Raw genomic sequence first — 23,953 nt, forward strand, 5'->3', positions numbered from 1 at the left:
CGCGAAGCGGTCCGCCGCCCCGGTCACCCAAGCAACTGAATAACGCTGCCAGTGGCAGGTTTATTCCCGGCCGATCCCCACCTGAAGACCCCTCTACAAATTCCCCTTCGAGAGGTGCTGAACTTCAAATTGCAATCCGGCCTTTTCGACTGATACCGCAGCTGCGGTAAAGAACCATTGTACCTCGGCTGGCATAATAGACAACAATGCCACCGAAATCATAACGGGTCGCCCCACAGCATCCGGATGTTCTTTGTAGAATTGCCCTTCTAAAACGAAAACACAATATAGATTCAGTTTATTCTCTAGAAGCTCAAGATGATTTTCTACATCATCCCAATCGAGATCATCTACAATGCTGAGCAAATATTCACCATTTTTGCCTTTTGCGACAATATCCACGACGTCCGTATGCTGAACAGCCATCTGTCAATAGCCTTTTCCCGTGATCATAGACTCACACTAATTTACCTCCCTCGCCGCTCTTGTCAGCAGCCGCTGATAAAACAAGCCGATGCCGATGAGCACCGCGCCGAGGCCGATGAAGGACAGCGCCCGCAACACACCTTCCAGCTCCGACATGTCGAAGACGAAGACCTTGAGCACGGCGACCGAGATCAGCGCCGCCGACGCAATGCGCAGCACCTGCGACCTCAGCCAGACACCGGCGGTGAGCAGCACCACGCCGATGACCAGCCACAGCGCCGAATAGGTATAGGTCTCGAGTTGGCCGAGGCCGCTCCACAGGCCGATGAACTCACCCTTGAACAGCCTCCTGACCGACAGAGTCGCATAGGCGAAGGCGAGCACCGCCGCCATAACCGCCAGCATGGCCGCATACCATTTCGGCCGCTTGTCGCGGGTATAGAGCGCCAGTGCGCCTGTCGCGACTGCCGGCAAGAGGTAGGCGAGCAACAGAAGGTTGAACACCGGAATGCTGCCGGTCGATTCATCCGTCAGCAACGGGTTCAGCGCCAGAAAATGCTGGAGGACGATGAACGCGACCGAGACCACGCCCGCTGCAATCGAGCCGTAGCGCAGCACCGAACTTGGCGAGCGCATGTCGATGGCGACCAGGATGGCACCGCCACCGATCGCGATCAGCGTGTAGATCGCCTGTTCGGCAAGCGTCGCAGCAGCGGTATCGATGACGCCGCCATGCATGGCATGGCGCACCAGCATGGCGACGGTGAGCAGGGCGAACAGCGCGGCGCCGGCCTCCATTGCGAGGCGCGGCCGGCCATTGGTGGTGCGGGCGAGTTGCCAGGCGGCAAAGCCGAAGGCGAGCGCCGGCACGCCATATCCAAGCAGCAGCCAGTTGAACACCGGCGTCTTCGACAGGAACTCGGCACCGACGATGGTCGGGTCGAAGGCAGCGCGGCCGAGCACTGCAATCACCACACCAACGGAAATCCAGCCAAGCACCGGATAGCTGCGCCAGCGCGTCGCCAGCGCTGGCACAACGGCGGCTGCTCCGAGCAGGATGGTTGTCCAGCCGGAACCAAAGGCCATGTGCAGCATCAGCAGGCCGGCAATCGCCGCCCCGCCGAGCGCGAAGGAGACAGCAGTGCCGCCGGTTAGCGGCGGCGCTTCGCCGCGCGCTATCCACTCGCCGCCGGCGACGAAGACGCCGACCAAAACGGCTGCGACCGCCGCATAAGCAAGGTCTCGGTCGAGATTGCCGAAGGTAGACCAGAGCGCCAGCAGGATGACCAGTGGCGCGACAGCGCTCCAGGCCGCCCATGCGGCGGCGCGCAGCCAGCCAGCGGCCGCAAAACGGCGCGCCGCCCAAAAGCCGGCGCCGATGAAGACCAGGCCGAGCGCGATGCCGACCCTGAGCATCAAGGCATCGGACGCCACGACCGGCATGCCGTCGACGCCGAGAGCGCCACCCGAAAAATCGGAAGCGATCGTGGTCGGCGGAATGATGCCGAGATAGACCAGTACCGTCGCCAGCCCGGCGGCGTGCAGCAGTGCAAGCGCCCGCGGCCGGTAGAGCGCCACCGCCACCAGGGCTGCGACAAGGGCGGCCCCCGGCAATGCACCGCGGATGGCGGCGAAGGCCGGATCGACAAACAGGGCCAGCGCCGAAAGGCCGACGAAGAAGCCCGGCGCGATCGACGGCCAGTCGAAGCCGCTGCCGGCGACCGCTTCGTCGCGGCGGCCAAGCCAGACGAAGGCGAGCACGGCCAGTGTCACCCCGTCGATAAAGAGGATGACGGCAAGGTTCGCCCCCGGCGCGTCGGTCATGTAGAAGATGGTCCAGATGCCCGTGGCGACGAAGGCTGCGGCCATCAAAAGCCTCCAGTCGCGGATGCGGGCAATGACGCCGGTGGCGGCGAGCACAATCGCCAGATAGCCAAACAGCGCCCACGGATTGGGCGCCTGCGAGGCGACCAGCAGCGGCGTCACCATGGCACCGAGCAGGCCGACGCCGGCCAGCGCCTGACCGTGGACCAGGCTTGCCGCGATCGTCGCCACCCCGATGGCGCCGAGCAGCGTGAAAGCGAGCGTCGGGCCGATGAAGCCGTAAATGCTGTACGCGGCGTAGACGGTACCGAACAGGATGAAAGCGCCGGCCGCCGTCAGGATCGCCGGGATATAGGCACCGGCGGCACCTTGCACCGGCACCCTGAAGCCGGTGCGCCGGATGAACTCGCCGCCGGCGACCAGCACCAGCCCGAGTGCCGCCGCCATGACAAGCCGCACGCGTGGCCCGAAAATGCCGGCCTCGATGGTGTAGCGGATCAGAAACAAGCCACCCAGCGCCAGCGCGATGCCGCCGACCCAGACCGCCCAGCGGGTACCGAGCGCCGTTTCGACGTCGGACTGGCGAGCTGCCTTCGCCGCTGCCGCCGGTTGCGCCGACTCCGGCGCGGACGGCGCCGTTGTATCGGCATCGGCCTCTGTAGCTGACACGACCGCTGCGGGCCGTGGCGATACGGCCATGTCGGCTGCGGCCGCAAGCGGGATTGCGGCATCCGCCGGTTTGCTGTCGTTTGCAGCCGGTTCCTTGGCTTGCGGCGGCAGCGCGGGCGTGCCCGAAAGCACAAGGCTGCGCAAGGCGCCAAGCTCGCGCTCGATCAGGCCGATGCGGCTCTGCTGGCGTGAAATGATGACGAACAGCGCAATGATGGCGACGAGGCCAATCAGGCTTTCAAACATGGCGGTTCCCCCAAACCAGGCCAGTTGTCACTGACATTCAATGTTCAGTGACATTCAAATGCGGCGGCCAAACGGCCGGTCCATTCAACGTGCCGCCAGATTGGCCGGAAAGATCGAGCATGTTTCGGTGCCGAAAGCCAGCAGCTTGCCGTTGGCGTCCTTCAGCGCCGCTTCCGAAACCGTCAGCGTGCGGCCCTTGTGCACCACTTTGCCCTCGCACACCACCTCGCCCGTCCTTGGCGTGATCGGCCGCGTCAAATTCACTTTGAACTCGGCCGTCGCATAGGCCTCGCCCACTTGCGAAATGGTGCCAAGGCCGAGCGGCGAAACGTTTTCGGGATCAGGTTCAACTTCGCTCATCTGGTGGTTTCCCCGGTGGCGGCTTCCCCGGCGCTTGCCTTGCCGGATTCATGGCCGGGTGAATGATGCCTGCGCAAGGCGGCGAGAAACCCGGCACGGGCGCCGGGAGGCTCGATGCCGCGCGGTTCGTAGACATGGCGGGTCAGAAAGAAGCCGGTCAGCCGGAAGGCGTCCTCGATCGCCGCCGGATCGGCGCGCAGCCCGGAGCCGCGCTGCAGGAAGGCAGGCAGCGCCAGCATCTTGTCGCGCCACGGCGCGCCCGCCGCCCGCGACACGGCGCGGCCGGATTTCGGCGAGACATAGGCAAGGTCCTGCCTGGTGCCGGTCGCCGCACACTGGCTGAGATCGAGGCCGAAACCGAGTTCGTCGAGTACCAGCAGCTCGAAGCGGGCCACCAGCTCGCCGGCGGCATCGGCATCGTCGAGATGAGCGATCATCACCGCAAGCGTCTCGTAAAGGCCGCCATGGGCGTCACGCTCAGGCAGAAGACGCAAATGCGCGGCCATCGTCTGCAGGCCGTAGACGGCAACGGCGCTGTCCATCAGCCGGGCGGCGTTCATCTCGATAGCCTCGACCTGGAAGGTGCCGAGATGCTCGTCGAGCCGCGCCCGCCACAACAGGTCGACGCGATTGCCGGGCTGCAAGACAGGCTGCTGTTTGCGCGAACGGCCGCCGCGCACGAGACCGAGATGGCGGCCATGCGCGCGCGTCATCACCTCGAGAATGGCGCTGGTTTCGCCATGCTTGCGGGTGCCGAGAATGATTCCCTCGTCGCGCCATTCCATGACGAGAGCTTGTCACCGGTTGGATGGCGAAATCAAGATGAGCGACGTATCCGCCGCAAACCAAAACGGCCCGTAGCGTATCGCTACGGGCCGTTTTTTGCGAGATCGTCGTTTGATCAGAACGAGCGCTGGAAGCGGAAGATGCCGCCGATTGTGTCGGCATCGTCGGCATCGAAATTGTCGTAATAATCGACTTCGGCGGTGATCGTGTAACCAGGAACGATGGTGTAGGCGACATTCGCCGCAACGGCGAAGTCTTGGTCGTCGGTATAGGAGACCTGGGCGTTCAAAGACGTCTTCTTGTTGACGGCATAGCTGCCGCCGCCCCAGACGGCAAAGTTGCCAGTCCACGGCTTGTAGAAGTTCTTCGCGACGTTGTCGTCGCTGCCGTAGCCCGCCATCACGAACAGGGTCAGGTCAGTAATCGGCTTGACGTCGAGGCGAGCTTTGCCGGCCCATTCTTCCGACGTGCTGTTATAGGCGCCGACCGCAGTGATCGCACCCCAGTCGCCCTTGTATTTCACGCCGCCGACGACAAACGGAACATAGCTGTCGATCGACTGGTCAGCGCCGGAGCCCGTTTCGACCGAGGCGACTGCCGTAAAGCCATTACCGCCGTCGAAGTAGTAACTGATCAGGTTGGTGTCCTTGGTGCCGTAAGGAATGATAGTGTCCTGGACGACGCTGCCGGCGTAGCCGATGAACGAATCATAGACAGTTTCATCCTTACCGACGCGGAAACCTCCAAGCTGGATCCAGGCGAAGTTCAGGGTAACCGCCTTGTTGTCCTGCACGCTGAAATCAACACCGCTCACGCTGCGTTTGGTATTGCCGAAGTTGAAACGGGTCTCGGTATAGGTCTTCAACGTGCCTAGCTCGGTCTCCTGGCCGGTCCACGTCTTCAGATTGAAGCGGGCATTCTTGTTCCAGGTCTGCTGCTCGTCACCGTCCATAAGGTCATGTGTCGTCGCGCCATCGAAAACGCGGCCGGCGTCGCCGAAGCTGGCGTCATAGCGGACATAGCCGCCGATGCGCAGGCAGATTTCGGTGCCGGGGACGTAGTAGTAGCCAGCGCCGTAGACGTCGCAGATCTTGACGTATTCGGCGGGTTCCGGCTCGGCGACCACAACAGCGTCGGCGGCACGCGCGCCGGAGACCGCGACGAATGCCGCGGCTGAGCCGAGAAGAAGGCTCTTGATATTCATTTTCTGACCTCTCCAGTCAAAGTTAAAAATGGCTTTGGATTCATGGGTTGAACGGCTGAACGCCTCACCCACGTCGAAAAAGGCGCGCACCGCACCCCCTCTTCAGGCGGCGAACATACTCATCCGCATTCCAGTCTCAATGACGATTCCAAAAATAATCGTTGTTTGCATAACAGAATAAATCCATGTTGCACAAATATCACTTCATATTTTCTTCACATTTGCCTCGGCGCAAACGAGACACTGTCACAATTATACAAAATATACTTATGCCATTAGCCGGCAAACCGATCGAAATCCGACATGCATTCCTTCTACGTGTTCTTTTTTTGGAATAGACTTCTAACGTTGGCAGCGAGATCAAGCCGACTTCGCCATCGCTGCGTTCTGTGCGGCAAGAACGACTTCCGCCACCAGATCCCGTTTGAGCATTTCAATGGGAATACGTCCGGCGAGGCCGGGCGCGGGGCCGATCAGCCACGACCAGGCATGCCGTGGATCGGGCATCGCGGATAACACTTCCTTGATACCCGGCGCCGGCCTGCCGTCGATGAAGTGGGCCAGGGGAAATACATGTTTGCGGCCACCGGTGCGCAACGCAACGACCGTGCCGCTCCGCTGCCAGCGATGCAGGGTCGAGCGCGATATGTCGAGATTTTGCTGCAGGAACGTCGACCCGGCGACCCGACCGGCCCAGTCCTCGACCCGCATCGAGTCGAGGTCGCCCGTTCCGGCCAGGCGTTGGATGTCTGCCCCTTGGCCTTCGTGCGCCGTCGACAGATGCGTCCGGGCACGGCGTTCCGCCGCTTCGGCTGCCAATATCCGCACGAAACGCGACGCCATGCCGGGTAATCTTTCCTGCATGGTGTCGATCGCACTGATGTCGGTCGGCGCAAGCAAAGCGACGGCGGCGGCAACGGCGCCGGCGACCCTGCCCGCTGCAACGACTGCATCGCTGTTCGTCACCTTGCCTTGCCGCGCCAGCACGCGCTCGATCTCAACAGCGACGGCGTTTGCAAACTCGATCTGACGGATGGGGTCGATGCGATTCCAAGTCCTGGTCATGTCCTGATCTGGCTGCTTGCCCGCCTGTTCCGGTTTGCTCGGAAGCGGGTCTTTCGCACAGCCTATAGGCAGGGTGTATGACGGAGAGACGACAAACGGTAACCATGCTCGATCGCAGTATCGGCAGGAGTTCCAGCCGGTCAGCTGGCCTGTTTTGCATGAAGTATCGGAAATTTCTCAGAAACCGCTCAGGATTTCCCGTCGCGCCGGTACCCCCAAGGAACGGGTCGGCCCGAGATGGCCGGCGCATGGCCTCCCGGAATGATTCGGCCGGCTGTTCAATATGCAAGTCGACCAATCGGGCAGCCCGGCGACCGCTCAGAATCCTGAGGCGGCCAACAGGCCGCTCTGCGGATCGCCCAAACAGGCTCAGTGCGGAAATTCGAGCCCCATTTCACGGTAGCGCTCGGGATCGTCGCCCCAGTTCTCGCGCACCTTGACGAACAGGAAGAGGTGCACCTTCTGCTCGAGTATGCCTGCGATTTCCATGCGCGCGGCCTGGCCGATGGCGCGGATCGTCTCGCCCTTATGGCCGAGCACGATCTTCTTCTGGCTGTCACGCTCGACATAGATTGTCTGGTCGATGCGCACCGAGCCGTCCTTCTTCTCTTCCCATTTCTCGGTCTCGATGTGGGAGGAATAAGGCAGTTCCTGATGCAGCCTGAGATAGAGCTTTTCGCGGGTGATCTCGGCCGCGAGCTGGCGCATCGGCAGGTCGGAGATCTGGTCCTCCGGATAGTACCAGGGGCCGGCCGGCAAGGTCTCGGCGAGATAGTCGAGCAGGTCCTTGCAGCCGGACCCGGTCAGCGCCGAAACCATGAAGGTGCGCTTGAACGGCACCCTTTCGTTGGCTGCCGCCGACAATGCCAGCAACGTCTCGTGCTTGACCCGATCGACCTTGTTGAGGATCAACACCATCGGCTGCCGGACATCCTTCAGCCGCTCGAGGATGGCGTCGGCATCGCCCCGGATGCCGCGCTCGGCATCGATCAAGAGCAGCACGATATCGGCGTCCTTGGCACCGCCCCACGCTGTGGTCACCATCGCGGTGTCCAGCCGGCGCTTCGGCTTGAATATGCCCGGCGTGTCGACGAAGACGATCTGCGCGTTGTTGTGGGTGGCAATGCCGCGCACGATAGCGCGCGTGGTCTGCACCTTGTGCGTCACGATCGACACCTTGGCGCCGACCAATTGGTTGACCAGCGTCGATTTCCCCGCATTGGGCGCGCCGATCAGCGCGACGAAGCCGGAGCGGGTAGCGGGAGCTTCTGTTGCCGGAGCTTCGGTGGCGGTCATGCGGCACTCCCTTGATCGAGCCAGACGCCTTCCCGCTGCAGAAGTGCCGCGGCTGCAGCCTGCTCCGCCTCGCGCTTGGAGCGCCCGCTGCCGGTCGCCGGCGGATAGGCGCCGACCTTGACACTGACGGTGAACAGCGGATCGTGGTCCGGTCCCTCGCGGCTGTCGATTATGTAAACCGGCACTGCGCCTGCCGCCTGATGCGCCCATTCCTGGAGTTCGGTTTTCGCATCGCGACGGGCGGCGTCAATGGCTTGCGAGCGCGGCTGCCAGTATCTGTGGATGAAGGCACGGGCCGCTTCCAACCCTCCGTCGAGATAGAGCACGGCGATCAGCGATTCCAATGCATCGGCGCGCAGATTGACGCGCTTGCGCCCGTCGAGGCCGCGTACGTCCGAACCGGCGCGAATAAGTTCCGGCAGGCCGATCTCCTCGGCAATTTCCGCCAGGGCTTCAGCGTTGACCAGAGCGTTCAATCTCAGCGACAGCTCACCCTCGGCGGCGTCGGGAAATGCCGCCAGCAGCATATCGGCAACGACAAGGCCGAGAACGCGGTCGCCCAGGAATTCGAAACGTTCGTAGTCGATGCCGGCGTGACTGCCGCGAGCGCTGGCATGGGTCAGCGCCCGCTGCAGGCGCTGATGGTCGCCAAAACTGTGGCCGGTGCGCTCCCTGAGCGCCTCGGCGAGCGCATCGGCGGTCAGCCGTTTCGTCGCCGCCATGGCCCTAATTGACGAAATCGAACAGGCGCGAGGCGCGCATCAGTGACGGCCATTTCCAGATTTCGAGCGGGCTGGCGCTGCCGCCGATCGAGAAGAAAATGAGGTTGGCGCGGCCGACCAAATTCTCGTCCGGCACGAAGCCGACGGTGAAGCGGCTGTCCGACGAGTTGTCGCGATTGTCGCCCATCATGAAATAGTGACCGGGCGGCACCTTGAACTCTTTGGTATTGTCGCCGATCGAAGCCTGCGTCAGGTCGAGCGTGTCGTAGCTGACGCCGTTCGGCAGCGTCTCGCGATAGACATCGACCGGCCCGTTCTCCTCGGTGATGTCGCGGTTGTCGATCTGCCCGACCTTGACGCGCGGCACGCCCACGTCGTTGATGAAGAGCTGGCCATCCTTGACCTGGATCTTGTCGCCCGGCAGGCCGACGACGCGCTTGATATAATCGACAGAAGGATCCGGCGGAAACTTGAACACCACCACGTCGCCGCGCTTCGGCTCTGAGCCCCAGATGCGGCCCGAAAAGATGTTCGGCCCGAACGGCAGTGAATAGCGGGAGAAGCCGTAGGACCACTTGGTGACGAAGAGATAGTCGCCTTCGAGCAAAGTCGGCCGCATCGACCCGGACGGGATCGAGAACGGCTGGAACAGGAGCGTGCGGATGACCAGCGCAAGCAGCAGGGCCTGGACTATGACGCTGACGGTTTCGCCAAGTCCGCCGGATTTCTTCTGGGTTTTTTCAGCCACGCTCATGTCGTCCTCGATTGTGCGTTGGATGGTATAGAGTCTCGGCGCGCGCTGGGCAACGTCATGCCGGTGGTCAGATGCAATCAATGTGGCGCTTCTTCGACCGGCAACGCTTCAATGATCACAAAGGCTTGAGCGAGCGGAAAATCATCGGTGATGGTGAGGTGGAGCACCGCGCGGTGCCCTTCAGGCAGAATTTCGTCCAGCCGCGCTGCCGCCCCATTGGTCAGCGCCATGGTCGGCTTGCCGCTGGCCAGGTTGACGACCCCCATGTCGCGCCAGAACACACCCTGCGCCAGACCGGTACCCAATGCCTTGGCGCAGGCTTCCTTGGCAGCGAAACGCTTGGCGTAGGAGGCCGCACGCGCCGCGCGGTTTTCGGAGCGCGCCTGTTCGATCTCGGTGTAGATGCGCTGGATGAAGCGTTGGCCATGGCGTTCCAGCGACTTCTCGATGCGTCTGATGTCGATGAGATCGCTGCCGATACCGATAATCATTCGGCAGGAACTTCCGGCCCGGTTTTTCCAGCCTTTGCCGCTCTTTCGGCCAGCCGCTTGCGGCGCTGCTCGTGGAAAGTGACCATGCCCCAGCGGGTGATACCGTAAAACAGCAGGCCGAAAACCAGGCCGAGCGGTATTGCGCCGATCGTCATCGGCTTCAGCACCGGTCCCCACAATTGCGCAAAGGAAAGATTATGCAGCATGTCGCCGAGATGCGCGGGCGGGCCATGCGCCGGCAGGTGTTCATGCAGGATCAGCTTGCCGACCTCCCAGGAGGCGGCCCATAGCAGCGGAAAGGTCAGGGGGTTGCCGAAGACCGTGCCGAGTGCTGCCGCGACCAGATTGCCGGCGATCAGCCAGCACAGGATGGCAGCAATGATGAAGTGAAAGCCAAGCGGGAAAAACGACGCGAATACGCCCGCCGCAACACCGGCGGCCACGGCATGCGGCGTGGCCCTAAGCCGCAGGATGCGTTTGGAAAAATACCGCAGCGAGCGCGAGAACGAGCGGCGCGGCCACAAATAAGTACGCACCCGCTCGAAAAAACCATCAGGCTTGCGCCGTCGAAAAAGCACTCTGTTCCTGTTCCTAGTTCCATCGATGGCTTCACGCCGGCCTTTCCAGCCAGGCGCGACAGCCTATGCTGCGCTCTGCGGTCGCCGAAAAGCAACTACGACTTTGATATAGCGATGCGCTGGCCGAAGAACAACGAGGCCGAGGGCATCCGCTCGGTGGCCGGTCGCGCCAGCCTTGGGTATCGCCGTTCTGAACAGGGCATGATCGCGGCGAATTTAAGGAGCGTCACTTAGGATCGATATTCGCTGACCTCGACGAGGTTGCCGTCCGGATCGCGGAAATAGACCGACATCATCGCGCCCCGGGCGCCGACACGCTCGACCGGGCCGACCTCTATCACCACACCATTGGCGGCGAGGTTGGCACATATCTCGGCGAGCGGCCGGGCAGCAATCAAGCAGAAATCTCCGGAGCCCGGCGTCGGCGCCTTGGCCTTCGGCTCGAAGGTACGCCCGACCTCATGCACATTGATCTTCTGCGTTCCAAACAGCAGCGCCGTTGGTCGGTCCGGCTCGTCGAGGCGCTTGAAGCCAAGCACCCGCTGATAGAAGGCGCAGGTATCGTCCACCGAACGAACTGTCAGCACGAAATGATCGATGCCGGCAATCACGGAAGCGCCTCTTGACTTGTTTTTATGCATGTCGTTGTCCCAAAACCGCCGCACACTTTTGGGCGACATGCATTAGATATTGCGGCTGCCCGGCTTGATCGCCGGTATGGCGGCGAGCTCGGGCGGCAGCCTGTCGGCCGGATAGGCCGGAACTTCATATTCGGCGAGCGCGATCAGCGGCACGCCGACATCGGTCTTGCCGGCCGAGCGGTCGATGATGCATGCGGCGGCAACGACTTCGGCGCCAAGGCCGCGCAGGCAGTCGATGGTCTCGCGGATCGACAGGCCGGTGGTGACGATGTCCTCGACAATGACAACGCGCGATCCCTTGGCGATCTCGAAACGGCGCAGCCTGAACTCGCCCCCTTCCCGCTCGACCCAGATCGCCGGCGCACCAAGATGGCGCGAGGTCTCATAGGCCGGGATCAGCCCGCCGATCGCCGGGCCGACGACGTAGTCGATTCTGCCGGGCACGCCAGTGCGGATCTTTTCGGCGAGCGCCTTGCACAAGCGCTCGGTCTTGTCGGCATGCATGAAAACGCGCGCCTTCTGCAGGAAGACCGGGCTGCGCAGGCCCGACGTCAGGATGAAATGCCCTTCGAGAACGGCGCCGGCCTCGCGGAAAATGCCCAGCACTTCATCGGTGTTCATCGTTCACTCCATGTCCATGGTGAATGGTGAATGGTAGTAGGGTAGTGAGAGCACCCTCTTTCACTATTCACTGTTCACTGTTCACTATTCACCCATTCACGCGCCTTGCATCGCTGACGCTCGAATTGTCCTTTAGCTGCGACAGCAGCCGGTTCAAGTGCTTGAGGTCCCACACTTCAAGATCGATCAGCATTTCGGTGAAATCGGGCGCGGTGCGCACCATCGACAGAGTGTGGATATTGGCGTCGTTGGATGCGACGACCTGTGCAATGTCGGCCAGCGAACCCGGCGCGTTGATGGCGGTGACCGAGACGCGCGCCGGGAACCGCTCCTTGGTGCGCTCGTCAATATCCCAGCGCACGTCGATCCAGCGCTCGGGCTGGTCGTCAAAGGCCTGCAGCGCCGGCGACTGGATCGGATAGATGGTGATACCGGTTCCCGGCTGCACGATGCCGACGATGCGATCGCCTGGCACTGCCCCTTCCGGCGCGAAGCGCACCGGCAGATCGCCGCGCACACCGCGGATCGGCACCGCGTCGTCGCGCGGCTGGTTCTTGTCCTTGCGTGCGGCGCGGCCCGGAATCTGGAACAGCATGCCGGCGGCGTTGCGGATCTTCGACCAGCCCTCCTCGCGCTGCTTGGGCGCGACCAGCGTGACACGCTCGTCCTTGTAGTCGGGAAACACCGCCTTCATGACATCGGTGGAGGCAAGTTCGCCTCGGCCGACCGCGGCCAGCACATCCTCGATGTCCTTGCGCGCCAGCCGGTGCAGCACCGGCTTCAGGCTTTCCTTGGTGAAGGTCTTGCCGGAGCGTTCGAAGGCGCGCTCCAGAATGCGGATACCGAGACCTGAATATTGCTTGCGAATGGCGTTCTTGGTGGCGCGGCGGATGGCCGAGCGTGCCTTGCCGGTAACGACCACCGATTCCCACGCCGCCGGCGGGACCTGCGCCTTCGAGCGGATGATCTCGACCTCGTCGCCGTTCTTCAGCTCCGTCATCAGCGGCATGATGCGGCCATTGACCTTGGCGCCGACGCAAGTGTCGCCGACGTCGGTGTGGACGGCATAGGCAAAGTCGATCGGCGTGGCGCCGCGCGGCAGCGCGATCAGCATGCCCTTCGGCGTGAAGCAGAATACCTGGTCCTGAAACAGTTCCAGCTTGGTGTTTTCGAGGAAGTCCTCGGGATTGTCGCCTTCGGCAAGCTGCTCGATGGTGCGCCGCAGCCAGGCATAGGCATTGGTTTCCTTCGAGATCGCATGGGCGGCACCATTCATCTTGCCACCGGTATCCTTATAGATCGAATGAGCCGCGACGCCGTATTCGGCGATCTTGTTCATTTGATAGGTGCGGATCTGCAATTCGACGCGCTGGCGCGACGGGCCGACGATGGTAGTGTGGATCGAGCGGTAGTCGTTCTGCTTCGGCGTCGAGATGTAATCCTTGAAGCGGCCGGGCACCATCGACCAGGTGGTGTGGATGGCGCCGAGCGCGCGGTAACAGTCCTCGACCGTCTCGACAACGACGCGGAAGCCGAAAATGTCGGACAGCTGCTCGAACGACAGCGCCTTGGCCTCCATCTTGCGGAATACCGACCACGGCTTCTTCTGCCGGCTCTTGACCTCGGCCTTGATCGAATATTTGTCGAACAGCGTGGAGAGCGCCTTCTCGATCTCCGACAGCACGCCCTTGTTGCGCTCGAAGATTTCGGCCAGCCGTGCGGTGACGGCGCGGTAGGCTTCCGGATTGATGAAGCGGAAGGCAATCTCCTCCAGCTCCTCGCGCATGCCTTGCATACCCATGCGGCCGGCCAGCGGCGCGTAGATGTCCATCGTCTCTTCGGCGATGCGCAGGCGCTTGGCTTCCGGCACATGGTCGAGCGTGCGCATATTGTGCAGGCGGTCGGCGAGCTTGACCAGAAGCACGCGCACGTCTTCCGAGATCGCCAGCAACAGCTTGCGCAGGTTCTCCGCCTGCTCGGCCTTCTTCGAGACGAGGTCGAGCTTCTTCAGCTTGGTCAGGCCCTCGACCAGCTTGCCCATTTCCGGGCCGAACAATTCGTCGATCTCGGCCCTGGTCGCCGTGGTGTCCTCGATCGTGTCGTGCAGCAAGGCAACGGCGATCGTCGCCTCGTCCATGTGCATTTCGGTGAGGATGGCGGCGACTTCGAGCGGATGCGAGAAATACGGGTCGCCGGAGGCGCGTTTCTGGTGGCCATGCTTCTGCATGGCGTAAACATAGGCCTTGTTGAGCAGCGCCTCGTTGACGTCAGGCTTGTAGCGCTGCACGCGCTCGACAAGCTCATACTGACGCATCATGGCCGGGATCTCGCAATGCTGAAATGAATCATGCGCCGCACTGGCGTACGGCGCATGTCATAGATAGCCACGAAACTGCCGACGCGAAAGTGTCGGCAGTTGTCGCTAAGATCAATAATCGTCGCTTTTTTCCGGCGGCACCAGGCCTTCGATGCCGGCCAACAGGTCTTCTTCGGTCATGCGATCGAAGGTGACGTTGTCCTCGGCGTCGTCGGCATCGGTGGCTGCAACGGCGCTGCCGGTCTGGTCGGCAATCGCCTCGCCATCGGCTTCCGGCTCATCGACCTCGACATGCTTCTGCAGCGAATGGATGAGATCTTCCTTGAGGTCGTCCGGCGACAGCGTCTCTTCGGCGATTTCGCGGAGCGCAACGACCGGGTTCTTGTCGTTGTCGCGCGGTACGGTGATCTGCGCGCCCTGGCTGATCTGACGGGCGCGGTGGCCGGCCAAGAGCACCAGCTCGAAGCGGTTGTCGACCTTGTCGATGCAATCTTCAACGGTTACGCGGGCCATGAGTTGCCCCTTTCATGCCTGGATTTGATGGAAAACAGGCGCGGTCCATAACCTGAACGCTGCCAAAATACAAGCTTTTATGGCGGTGCGCAGCTCTGACGCGGGCCGCCTGCGACGACACAGCGCCGATCACAATTGCTTGCGGTGCGGCATGGTGCCTTGGATTGCCGTAAAACTGGCGTTATCTCGAACGATGAAGGCCAACAGGTCTATTATCAGACCGGCCGATAGTCGCCACGCATTTAGACGACCGCTTATTTCGAAAAAGGACATTTTCCATGTTCGATCCTCGTGAAAAAATCGCTCTCTTTATCGACGGTGCCAATCTCTACGCCACCTCGCGCGCGCTGGGCTTTGACATCGATTACCGCAAACTTCTGGCGAGCTTCCAGAAACGCGGCTATCTGCTGCGCGCTTATTACTACACCGCGCTGGTCGAGGATCAGGAATACTCCTCGATACGGCCGCTGATCGACTGGCTCGACTATAACGGCTTCAAGGTGGTGACCAAACCGGCCAAGGAATTCACCGACTCGACCGGCCGGCGCAAGATTAAGGGCAATATGGATATCGAGCTGACCGTCGATGCGCTCGAGCTTGCCGATGTCGTCGACCATTATGTCATCTTTTCGGGCGACGGCGATTTCCGCACGCTGGTCGAGGCGCTGCAGCGGCGCGGGCGCAAGGTGTCGATCGTCTCGACCATGGCTTCGCAGCCGCCGATGATCTCCGACGATCTGCGCCGCCAGGCCGACCATTTCATCGACTTGATGACGCTTAAGAATGAAGTCGGCCGCGATCCGTCGGAGCGGCCGGTGCGCCGGCCCGAACCGGCCGAAGTCGACGAGGAAGACTATTGACGGTCGTTGCCTTGACCGCGCCCCTGGTCGTCTCCCCCGAACCCGATCGCGATTGCCCGCTCTGCCCGCGGTTGCACGACTTCATCGCCGAGTGGCGACGGCGCGAGCCGTCCTGGTTCAACGCGCCGGTGCCGACCTTTTTGCCGCCGGAAGGCGAGGATGCAGTGCGTCTGCTGATCGTCGGGCTGGCGCCTGGACTGCGCGGGGCGAACCGGACGGGGCGCCCCTTCACCGGCGATTTTGCCGGCGACCTGCTCTACAACACGCTGATCGCGCACGGCTTTGCGCGCGGCGAATTCAAAGCGCGACCGGATGACGGGCTGGAGCTTGTCGGTACGGCGATTACCAATGCGGTGCGCTGCGTGCCGCCGGACAACAAGCCGGTTGGCGCCGAGATAGCGACCTGCCGGACGTTCCTGGTGCCGACGATCGCGCGATTTCCAAATCTGCGCGCTGTGCTGGCGCTTGGCTCGATCGCGCACCAGTCGACCGTGCGGGCGCTCGGCCAGCGCGTTGCCGCCTATCCGTTCCGGCATGGTGGGCAGCAGCAGGCCAATGGCATCACGCTGTTTTCCAGCTATCATTGCTCGCGCTACAACACCAATACCGGCGTGTTGACGGAAGCGATGTTCGTCAACGTCTTCAGTCAGATAGAAGCTTTTCTGAAGACATAGAATCGGACGACGCCCGCCAGGGCACGAGCCCTAGATTCGGGCGATCGCGAACAACCAGGCCAGGAGATCCAGCGACCACAGAAACAGTGCAAGCTGCAGCGCGACGCGCAGGCGTTGGATGATCCGCCAATTGCTGGCCATGTCGGATTTGATGCGCAGCGCAAGCGCTCGGTGCATCCCGTCCAGGGTTGCGGGAGGGTGCTGATCAACGAAGTCCTGGAGCAGCTTCTCTGGATCGAAACGGAACGTATAGTTATAATACGGCCACACCATAATCGCGACCAGCAGCCCGATAAGAAAAAGCAATGTCAGCGCCAGCCAGTCCCAAGGCCCCACGCCATCCAGGAGCGCCCTGCCTCCGAGGAGAGAACTCGCGAACGCGGTTGCGAAGATCAGATTGCCGGCGCGCGTATTGAGACTTTCAACCACGCCCTGCTGGTGCTGGAGGCCACGCACCGCCTCCGCATAGACAAATGCCAGGCGGGGGTCGCCGCCGTCCGTCGCAGCAGGCGGGGCGTTGCTGTCATTGGTTGATGAAGGGCGCTCCGGCATCAAATGTACTTAGCACGGCGCCGCCTGCGATCTGAATAGCCACAAGGGAACGCTTCGTCGCTCTGTCTTCGTGCCATCGAGGGTGTTTTGGTGGACAGGAATAGCATCAATCCGACGCTGTCGCTTCAGGCGCTGCGGCAAACAATGCGGCCAGCGTCGCAGGTCCGCCCTGGAGAACATTCAGGTCGACGTCGCCGCTGATGCCGTCGACGCGGCCCCGGTTGTGGTACTGCCAGTAGATCCAGTCGTCATGGCCCGGCCGCAGCGCCAGCGAACGCAGCCAGCGCGGGCGGCCGGCTAGCTGCCCGGCATAGGCTTGTGCCGCCTCGTCGGTCACATAGAGGATCGCCGTCTTGCCGAACGCCGCCTCGACCGGGCTGAGGAAGGCGGAAAGCTCGGCGTTCAGCTGTTCGGGGGTTGGCCGCTGCGGGCAATTGCCGCCGAACTCGATGTCTACCACCGGCGGCAGCAAAGGCTGATCGCGCGGCACCGCCGAGATGAAGTTGCGTGCCTGATCGGCACCCGGCCTGCAGAAGGTGAAGAAATGATAGGCACCGACGGCAAGACCGGCGGCGCGGGCCGCGCGCAAATTGGCGGCGAAGGCATCGTCGACATGATCGCCGCCTTCCGTCGCCTTGATCACGGCGAAGGCGACATCGTCGGCGGCAACACGCCGCCAGTCGATCTGCAGCTGATGATGGGAGACGTCGATGCCCCTGACCGGATATTTGCCGCGGTCCGGAGAAAACGTCTGGAAGTAGGTATAGCCGCCGGCCAGAACGAGGCCCGCCACGAGCAGACCGGCCGCGCCCCATAAGACGATCCGGTTTTTCAAACGAGACCTATCCGTTTTGGTCCGCCCTGCCCGCCGCTATGGCTCCGGGCGTTGGTCGCTCGAAAAGCCAAATCGCTGGCTTTTCGTCCGCTTCGCGGATCGCTCCTCACCCTCGCTCCTTCAGCAGCCGGCCCTTCTCGCGCGACCAGTCGCGCTGCTTTTCGGTCTCGCGCTTGTCGTGCAGCTTCTTGCCGCGGCCAACGGCGAGCAGCAGCTTGGCACGGCCTTGGTCGTTGAAGTAGATCTTCAGCGGCACCAGCGTCATGCCTTCGCGGTCGACGCTTTGCGCCAGCTTGGCCATCTCGCGCTTGTTGAGCAGCAGTTTGCGGCGGCGGCGCGGCTCATGGTTGAAGCGGTTGGCCTGCAGATACTCCGGCAAATAGGAGTTGATCAGCCAGATCTCGCCGCCCTCGACCGAGGCGTAGCTGTCCTGGATGTTGGCCTGGCCCTGGCGCAGCGATTTCACTTCCGTACCGGTCAGCACCAGGCCGGCCTCGATCGTGTCGAGCACCTCATAGGAAAACCGCGCCTTGCGGTTTTCCGCAACGGTCTTGTTGTTGGGATCGGCTTTTCTGACGTGATTCATGATGCGGAGAGGTGGCGCCTCATCCCTAGTTTATCAAGCCGGCGTGCTTCATCGCCGCGTCGATCTTCTCGGCGGTCGACGGCTCGATCGTCATTAGCGGCGAGCGCAGCACGTTCTCGACCTTGCCCAGTTTCGACAGCGCATATTTCGCGCCGGAAACGCCGGGCTCCATGAAAATCGCCTTGTGCAGCGGCAACAGACGGTCCTGCAGGTCGAGCGCCTTGGCGCAGTCACCGGAAAGCGTTGCCTCCTGGAATTCAGCGCAAAGCCTGGGTGCGACATTTGCCGTCACCGAAATACAGCCGACGCCGCCATGCGCGTTGAAGCCGAGCGCCGAGGCGTCTTCGCCGGAGAGCTGGATGAAATCCTTGCCACAGGTGGCGCGCTGCTCCGAAACCCGCTCGACCTTGCCGGTGGCATCCTTGACGCCGACGATGTTCTTGAAGTCATGCACCAACTGGCCCATCGTCTCGGGGCTCATGTCGACCACCGAGCGCGGCGGAATGTTGTAGATGATGATCGGCAGGCCGGTTGCCTTGGCGACGGCGGCGAAATGCGCATAGAGGCCGCGCTGTGTCGGTCTGTTGTAATAGGGCGTGACGACAAGGGCCGCGTCGGCGCCCGCCTTCTCGGCATACTGGACTAGGCCGACCGCCTCTTCGGTGTTGTTGGAGCCGGCGCCGGCGACGACCGGAACCCGGCCCTTGGCGACCTCGATGCAAACCTTGACGACTTGGCGGTGCTCGTCATGCGACAGCGTCGGCGACTCGCCGGTGGTGCCGACCGGGACCACGCCCGTCGTGCCTTCGGCGATCTGCCAGGCGATGAACGCGCGAAAGGCTTTCTCGTCGAAACGGCCGCTCTTTTCGAACGGTGTGACGAGCGCGGTCAGCGAGCCTCTTAGCATGTCGTCCAACTCCTTGGGACTAGCGCATGACCCCGAAAATCGCAGTCGATTTCGGAAAGGGTTATGCGCCAAATTTAAATTGCTACATCGTCCTTTGCGCGTCTGAGAAGACGCGCGGCGCTGTAGGTGTTTGTCGTGCGCGCCTTCTAGCCGAAAGCGAAGCGGCGCACCATAGTCTCGACATTGTTGCGCGGCAAGCATTGCGCCAGCAATTGCAATTCGAACGACCTCGATAAGGTTTTCTTTACGGGCCCTTCATCACAGACGAATAGGCTGCAGTTCATCTGTGCCAGTGATAGCATCGAAGAATAGGAAATGACCAAATCCATGCCGACCAGGCGGCCCCATCTTTTCGCGCTTCTCGGCGCGATCGTTGTGCTGGTCCCCGGCGCGGCGATCGGCGGCAGCGTCGATGGGCAGGTCACGTCGGCGATCCCGATGACGGAGCCGCAGAACGATGCACTGCAGCAGTCCCCTTCGCCATCCGCCAGCGTCGCGGTGCTGAAGAGCGGTCTCGATGCGCTGGCGGCAAACGACATTCAGCGCGCGCGCCAGGTGCGTGAAGCGCTGCCGGCCAAATCGCTCGATCGGCACATCCTTGCCTGGGCGATTGCGCTCTATGGCGGCGACCAGGTGCCGAGCGGTGACATCGCCGATGCCGCGAAGATGCTGCCGAACTGGCCGGGCACGATCGCCTTGCGCAAGAACAGCGAGCGCGCGCTCTATCGCGAGAACCCCGCGCCACAGGTCGTGGTGCGGGCGTTCGACGGCAGCCAGCCGCTGACCTTCGAGGGCGTGGTGATCCTTGCGCGCTCCTATGTAGCGCTAGGCAATACCAAGGCGGCGCGCTCGGTGCTGTCGCCATTCTGGCGCACCGAAAAGCTCGAAGCCGGGGACGAGGCGGCGGTCATCCGCGAGTTCGGCGCGCTGATCCCGGCCGCCGACCATCGCTTCCGCATGGAGCGCATGTTTTATGCCGACCGGGTCGCTTCGGCGCTGCGCGTCGCCGGTCTCGCCGGCGCCCAGCAATTGGCCGACGCCTGGGCGGCGGTCAGCAAGGGCGACAAGAACGCGGCCAAGCTGCTGAAGGCGGTGCCGGCAGCGCAGCGGGCGGCCGGCTATCTCTTTGCCGAAGCCGAATATCTGCGCAAGCAACAGAAATTTTCCGACGCGGCCGCGCTGGTGATGAAGGCGCCGGGCGATCGTGACGCTCTGGTCGATGCGGACGCCTGGTGGGTCGAACGCCGGGTGCTGTCGCGCGAGCTGGTCGACCAGGGCGACATGAAGACCGCCTACAGAATAGTCGCCGCGCATGCCGCCGAAAGTCCCGCCAATGCCGCCGAGGCGGAATTCCATGCAGGCTGGTACGCGTTGCGCGGCCTCAACGACCCGAGCACCGCCGCCAAGCATTTTGCGCAAATCGCGGAGCTCGCCCAAGGGCCGATGTCGCTGTCGCGCGCCTATTACTGGCTCGGCCGTGCCGCCGAAGTCGGCGGGCCCGGCAATGCCAAGGATTTTTTCAGCCGTGCCGCCAGCTACGGCACGACCTTTTACGGCCAGCTCGCCGGCGAGCGTGTCGGCCGGAAGACCCTCAATATCGTCTACCCCCAGCCAAGTGCCGCCGACCGCCGGAATTTTGCCACCCGCGAGGCGGTCAGCGCCATCGAGCGGCTGCAGCAGGCAGGCTATGACCGCTATGCCGAAACCCTCTACCGCGACCTTGCCGGGCAGCTGAACAGCCCCGGCGAACTGGCGCTGCTTGCGGTGTTGGCGGAAAGACAAGGCAACCATTTCATGGCGCTGAAGGTCGGCAAGATCGCCGGCGCCCGCGGCATCGACGTAGGCGCGCTGTCGCATCCGCTCGGCGTCATTCCCGACACCGCCAACGTCTCCGGCTCGGGCAAGGCGCTGGCCTATGCGATTGCCCGGCAGGAAAGCGAGTTCAACATCGGCGCCGTCTCCAGCGCCGGCGCGCGCGGACTGCTGCAGCTGATGCCAGGCACGGCCAAGCAATTGGCGAAGAAGGCCGGCATGACTTTCTCGCAGGCGCGGCTGACCACCGATGCCGGCTACAATGCAACGCTGGGCGCCGCCTTTCTGGGCGAGCAGCTCGGCCGTTTCGACGGCTCCTACGTGCTGACCTTCGCCGGCTACAATGCCGGCCCCACCCGCGCCGCCCAGTGGGTGGCGAAATACGGCGATCCGCGCGGCAAGGACATCGATGCCATCGTCGACTGGATCGAGCGGATTCCCTATACGGAAACAAGAAGTTACGTCCAGCGCGTGATGGAGAACTACGAGGTCTACAAGATGCGTATCTCCGGCAAATACGACATTGTCGGGGATCTGGTGAACGGCCGGGGTTAGCCTTTCCTTCTCCCCCTGTGGGAGAAGGTGGCCGAGCGAAGCTCGGTCGGATGAGGGGTGCTCCAGCTTGGTTCCGACAGCGCTCCGTCCACCCCCCCAACCGTCTCGGCGCTAACGCGCCGATCCACCTTCTCCCACAAGGAGAGAAGGAAGAGCCCCCGATTTGACCGCCCCTGCCCTCGCCTGTAGCAGTCGCAAACGATCTGACAGCAGCACGGAATCGAGTGTACATGCCAAACGACGAAGGCTTCTCCGATTTCTTCTACGCCGCGCCGGACGGGCTGTCCCTGCACGCCCGCATCTACGGCGAAGCGAATTCCGGCCATTGGCCGGTCGTTTGCCTGCCCGGCCTGACCCGCAATTGCCGTGATTTCCACGAATTGGCGCTTTATCTGTCGACGCAGGCGAAGCGCAGGGTTGTCGCCTTCGATTATCGCGGGCGCGGGCAGTCCGCCTACGATGCCGATATCGGCCATTACAATATCGGCATCGAAGCCGGCGATATTCTCGCCGGGTTGGCAGCACTTGGCATCGAGGAGGCAGCCTTCATTGGGACGTCGCGCGGCGGACTGATCATCCATGTGCTCGGGGCGATGCGGCCGGCCGTGCTGAAGGCCATCGTCTTCAACGACATCGGCCCGGTGATCGAGTCGCAAGGTCTCGCCCGTATCCGCTCCTATCTCGACCTCGCGCCAAGGCCGAAGACGTACGCGGAGGTGGTCTGCGGCCTGCGCAGCACCCATAGCGGGGATTTTTCGGCGCTGACCGATGCGGATTGGGAGCGGATGGCGTCAGCCCTCTACCGCGAGACCGAGGAAGGGTTCTTGCCCGATTTCGATCCGAAACTGGTCGAGACGCTGGCGGGGCTCGATCCCAGCCGGCCGCTGCCCGATCTTTGGCCACAGTTCGACGCGCTGGTGGCCATCCCGATGCTCGTCATACGCGGCGCCAATTCGATGCTGCTGTCCGCCGAAACGCTCGAGCAGATGCGGACGCGCCATACCGATATCGAGACGATCACCGCCGACGGCCAGGGGCATGCACCGTTTTTGGAGTCCGGGATCCTGCCGGGCAGGATCGCTGGTTTTTTCGATCGAGCGGAGCGGCGGGGTGGTTAGAAGTAAAACTCAAGATCAAATAACCACCTTGAAAGCTTTACACGGACCCTATTTAGCGGTGACAGATTGTCGAAGTCGGTGCCCACGTTTCTTCCCTTCTCCCCCTGTGGGAGAAGGTGGATTGGCGCGTAGCGCCAAGACGGTTGAGGGGTGTTGGAAGAAATGAGGCGTTGGCGTTCCCTGGAACACCCCTCATCCGACCGAGCTGCGCTCGGCCACCTTCTCCCACAAGGGGAGAAGGGAGAGCCGTACGCGACCCAGATGGGCGACACTACCGGGATTTTGCTCTTTTCACCACGGTTTTCGGAGACTTTTCGCTCTTAGCCGGCTTATTCTTCTGCTCATCCATCGCTGAATGAGCAGACAAAGCGCTTGCGCCGCCACTGTCCGCGCCACTGCACCGCGGCGTCTCCAGCACGGTGACGCAGCCGTCGAGGTCGTTGGTGGCCAGATGGGCGTAGCGCATGGTCATCGACAGCGTCTGGTGACCGAGCCACATCTGCACACGCCTGATGTCGATGCCGCCCTGGACGAGACGCGAGGCACAAGTATGACGCAATATATGCGGCACGACCTGATCGTCGGCGCCAAGCCCGACCTCGGCCTTGGCATCGTTCCAGATGGCACGAAACTGCGCCTGGCTGAGCTTGGTGAACGGGCCTTTGGGCCGGCGGCCCTCGGTGGCCGGCAGCTTGATCACCTCTTTTACCCGCTCGGTCATCGGAATGGTGCGGCTGCGGCCGGACTTGGTGATCCAGAAACTGACGCGATGCTCCTGGATATCGTTCCAGATCAAACCCAGCGCTTCGCCGAGGCGGCAGCCGGTGTCGACGAGAAAGACGGAAAGCCGATAAGCGTCCTCGCTGCGGCTTTTGATGGCGGCGAACAACCGGGCCTCCTCGTCCCTTTCGAGGAAACGAATCCGTCCCGCCCGCTCCTTCTGGCGGCGGAACTCAGGCAGGCTGTGGATATCTCCCATCTTGTGAGCCTTGCGCAGCAGTTTGCTGAGGGCAGCCATCTTCCGGTTGATGGTTGCGTTGCTGTTGCCGCGCTGGCGCAAGGTGCCGATAAGATTGTCGAGGGTGCTTTGGTCAAAGGCGCTGAAACGCTCCCCAAGGAGGATCTCGTCTATTTCGCCGATGAAGGAGCTGACATTGTATTTATGCCGCCCGTCATCCCAAAGTATGTCCCGGTATGCTGAAAAAAGTTCTCCGATCCTGTGCGACTTTACTTCTCGTATCTTGTTGTAACTGTATTTTATCTTTGCAGTTTGAGAAGAAAACATCGAAAAATGATCAGAGGTTCCTCCCTCTTGAATCGCATCGTTCGTCATTATTCGCCACACCCCCGAGTGGATAGGCCTAGACCTACCTGCTTGGCGGTGCCCTTTCAAGAGTTTTAAGCGTTGCGGCCGATTTCATCCACCAGCGGCGGATCCCAACGACATCGTTCCACAACCCTGTTCAGCTACCGAACCCCCTTTTCCTTCTGTTTGCGACCAGTCGCGAAAACAAAACAGCCCGGGCGTTAAAGCGCCCGGG

General features: G+C 62.4%; 24 protein-coding genes. 4 read left to right on the forward strand and 20 right to left on the reverse strand.

Annotated features, from left to right (window positions below):
• Positions 1-93 precede the first annotated feature (93 nt).
• The 15 genes from X773_RS73705 to rpoZ all read right to left on the reverse strand — a co-directional run bounded on the left by X773_RS73705 (position 94) and on the right by rpoZ (position 14,513).
• Positions 94-426 (reverse strand): DUF6572 domain-containing protein, encoded by a 333-nt coding sequence (locus X773_RS73705; protein ID WP_051406156.1) that lies wholly within the window; start codon positions 424-426, stop codon positions 94-96.
• A gap of 36 nt (positions 427-462) precedes the next feature.
• A complete protein-coding gene (locus tag X773_RS59090) occupies positions 463-3,165 on the reverse strand; it encodes a DUF2339 domain-containing protein (RefSeq protein ID WP_023677760.1) in 2,703 nt (900 codons plus the stop codon).
• A gap of 84 nt (positions 3,166-3,249) precedes the next feature.
• On the reverse strand, positions 3,250-3,525 hold the full coding sequence (locus X773_RS59095; protein WP_023677761.1) for a PaaI family thioesterase: 276 nt from the start codon (positions 3,523-3,525) through the stop codon (positions 3,250-3,252).
• On the reverse strand, positions 3,522-4,310 hold the full coding sequence (gene recO, locus X773_RS59100) for a DNA repair protein RecO (protein ID WP_023677762.1): 789 nt from the start codon (positions 4,308-4,310) through the stop codon (positions 3,522-3,524). Before recO ends, X773_RS59095 begins: the two co-directional genes overlap by 4 nt.
• Positions 4,311-4,426: 116 nt before the next feature.
• Positions 4,427-5,515: a porin gene (locus tag X773_RS59105; protein ID WP_023677763.1), complete on the reverse strand. Its 1,089-nt coding sequence runs from the start codon at positions 5,513-5,515 to the stop codon at positions 4,427-4,429.
• A 360-nt stretch (positions 5,516-5,875) separates the two neighbouring features.
• The gene (locus X773_RS59110; RefSeq protein WP_023677764.1) at positions 5,876-6,580 is read right to left on the reverse strand and encodes a hypothetical protein; all 705 of its coding nucleotides are present in this window, start codon (positions 6,578-6,580) and stop codon (positions 5,876-5,878) included.
• Between the two features lie 369 nt (positions 6,581-6,949).
• Positions 6,950-7,876: a GTPase Era gene (era, locus tag X773_RS59115; RefSeq protein ID WP_023677765.1), complete on the reverse strand. Its 927-nt coding sequence runs from the start codon at positions 7,874-7,876 to the stop codon at positions 6,950-6,952.
• Positions 7,873-8,598: a ribonuclease III gene (rnc, locus tag X773_RS59120; protein WP_023677766.1), complete on the reverse strand. Its 726-nt coding sequence runs from the start codon at positions 8,596-8,598 to the stop codon at positions 7,873-7,875. The genes era and rnc overlap by 4 nt, the downstream gene beginning before the upstream one ends.
• 4 nt (positions 8,599-8,602) lie before the next feature.
• A complete protein-coding gene (lepB, locus tag X773_RS59125; RefSeq protein ID WP_023677767.1) occupies positions 8,603-9,352 on the reverse strand; it encodes a signal peptidase I in 750 nt (249 codons plus the stop codon).
• A 77-nt stretch (positions 9,353-9,429) separates the two neighbouring features.
• Positions 9,430-9,843 carry a holo-ACP synthase gene (gene acpS / locus X773_RS59130; RefSeq protein ID WP_023677768.1) on the reverse strand — a complete coding sequence of 138 codons (414 nt, stop codon included), beginning with the start codon at positions 9,841-9,843 and terminating at the stop codon, positions 9,430-9,432.
• A complete protein-coding gene (locus tag X773_RS59135; protein WP_023677769.1) occupies positions 9,840-10,421 on the reverse strand; it encodes a DUF2062 domain-containing protein in 582 nt (193 codons plus the stop codon). Before X773_RS59135 ends, acpS begins: the two co-directional genes overlap by 4 nt.
• Positions 10,422-10,651: 230 nt before the next feature.
• On the reverse strand, positions 10,652-11,062 hold the full coding sequence (locus X773_RS59140; RefSeq protein ID WP_051406160.1) for a VOC family protein: 411 nt from the start codon (positions 11,060-11,062) through the stop codon (positions 10,652-10,654).
• Between the two features lie 42 nt (positions 11,063-11,104).
• Positions 11,105-11,683, reverse strand: coding sequence for an orotate phosphoribosyltransferase (pyrE, locus tag X773_RS59145; protein WP_023677771.1), 579 nt, complete (start codon positions 11,681-11,683; stop codon positions 11,105-11,107).
• 88 nt (positions 11,684-11,771) lie between these two features.
• Positions 11,772-14,000: a bifunctional (p)ppGpp synthetase/guanosine-3',5'-bis(diphosphate) 3'-pyrophosphohydrolase gene (locus tag X773_RS59150; protein WP_023677772.1), complete on the reverse strand. Its 2,229-nt coding sequence runs from the start codon at positions 13,998-14,000 to the stop codon at positions 11,772-11,774.
• 111 nt (positions 14,001-14,111) lie between these two features.
• Positions 14,112-14,513: a DNA-directed RNA polymerase subunit omega gene (gene rpoZ, locus X773_RS59155; protein ID WP_023677773.1), complete on the reverse strand. Its 402-nt coding sequence runs from the start codon at positions 14,511-14,513 to the stop codon at positions 14,112-14,114.
• Positions 14,514-14,791: 278 nt separating this feature from the next.
• On the opposite strand from rpoZ, the gene X773_RS59160 reads away from it, so the two are divergent.
• Positions 14,792-15,373 (forward strand): NYN domain-containing protein, encoded by a 582-nt coding sequence (locus tag X773_RS59160; RefSeq protein ID WP_023677774.1) that lies wholly within the window; start codon positions 14,792-14,794, stop codon positions 15,371-15,373.
• Positions 15,370-16,047: a uracil-DNA glycosylase gene (locus tag X773_RS59165; RefSeq protein WP_245274739.1), complete on the forward strand. Its 678-nt coding sequence runs from the start codon at positions 15,370-15,372 to the stop codon at positions 16,045-16,047. Before X773_RS59160 ends, X773_RS59165 begins: the two co-directional genes overlap by 4 nt.
• A gap of 30 nt (positions 16,048-16,077) precedes the next feature.
• On the opposite strand, the gene X773_RS59170 is transcribed toward X773_RS59165, so the two are convergent.
• From X773_RS59170 to dapA, 4 genes are all read right to left on the reverse strand, one after another.
• Entirely contained in the window at positions 16,078-16,599 is a 522-nt protein-coding gene (locus tag X773_RS59170) for a hypothetical protein (protein WP_031212018.1), read from the reverse strand.
• Between the two features lie 106 nt (positions 16,600-16,705).
• A complete protein-coding gene (locus tag X773_RS59175; RefSeq protein ID WP_023677777.1) occupies positions 16,706-17,434 on the reverse strand; it encodes a GH25 family lysozyme in 729 nt (242 codons plus the stop codon).
• 106 nt (positions 17,435-17,540) lie between these two features.
• A complete protein-coding gene (smpB, locus tag X773_RS59180; RefSeq protein WP_023677778.1) occupies positions 17,541-18,020 on the reverse strand; it encodes an SsrA-binding protein SmpB in 480 nt (159 codons plus the stop codon).
• Between the two features lie 25 nt (positions 18,021-18,045).
• Entirely contained in the window at positions 18,046-18,927 is an 882-nt protein-coding gene (gene dapA, locus X773_RS59185; RefSeq protein ID WP_023677779.1) for a 4-hydroxy-tetrahydrodipicolinate synthase, read from the reverse strand.
• Positions 18,928-19,254: 327 nt separating this feature from the next.
• Here dapA and X773_RS59190 point away from each other — a divergent pair, with 327 nt between their 5' ends.
• Positions 19,255-21,294, forward strand: coding sequence for a lytic transglycosylase domain-containing protein (locus X773_RS59190; RefSeq protein ID WP_023677781.1), 2,040 nt, complete (start codon positions 19,255-19,257; stop codon positions 21,292-21,294).
• Positions 21,295-21,524: 230 nt separating this feature from the next.
• Positions 21,525-22,412, forward strand: coding sequence for an alpha/beta hydrolase (locus tag X773_RS59195; protein ID WP_023677782.1), 888 nt, complete (start codon positions 21,525-21,527; stop codon positions 22,410-22,412).
• A 271-nt stretch (positions 22,413-22,683) separates the two neighbouring features.
• Here the strand turns inward: X773_RS59195 and X773_RS59200 are convergent, their stop codons facing one another.
• Positions 22,684-23,745 carry a site-specific integrase gene (locus X773_RS59200; RefSeq protein ID WP_023677783.1) on the reverse strand — a complete coding sequence of 354 codons (1,062 nt, stop codon included), beginning with the start codon at positions 23,743-23,745 and terminating at the stop codon, positions 22,684-22,686.
• Positions 23,746-23,953: the final 208 nt, after the last annotated feature.

The organism is Mesorhizobium sp. LSJC280B00 (assembly GCF_000502835.1).
Lineage (GTDB): Bacteria > Pseudomonadota > Alphaproteobacteria > Rhizobiales > Rhizobiaceae > Mesorhizobium.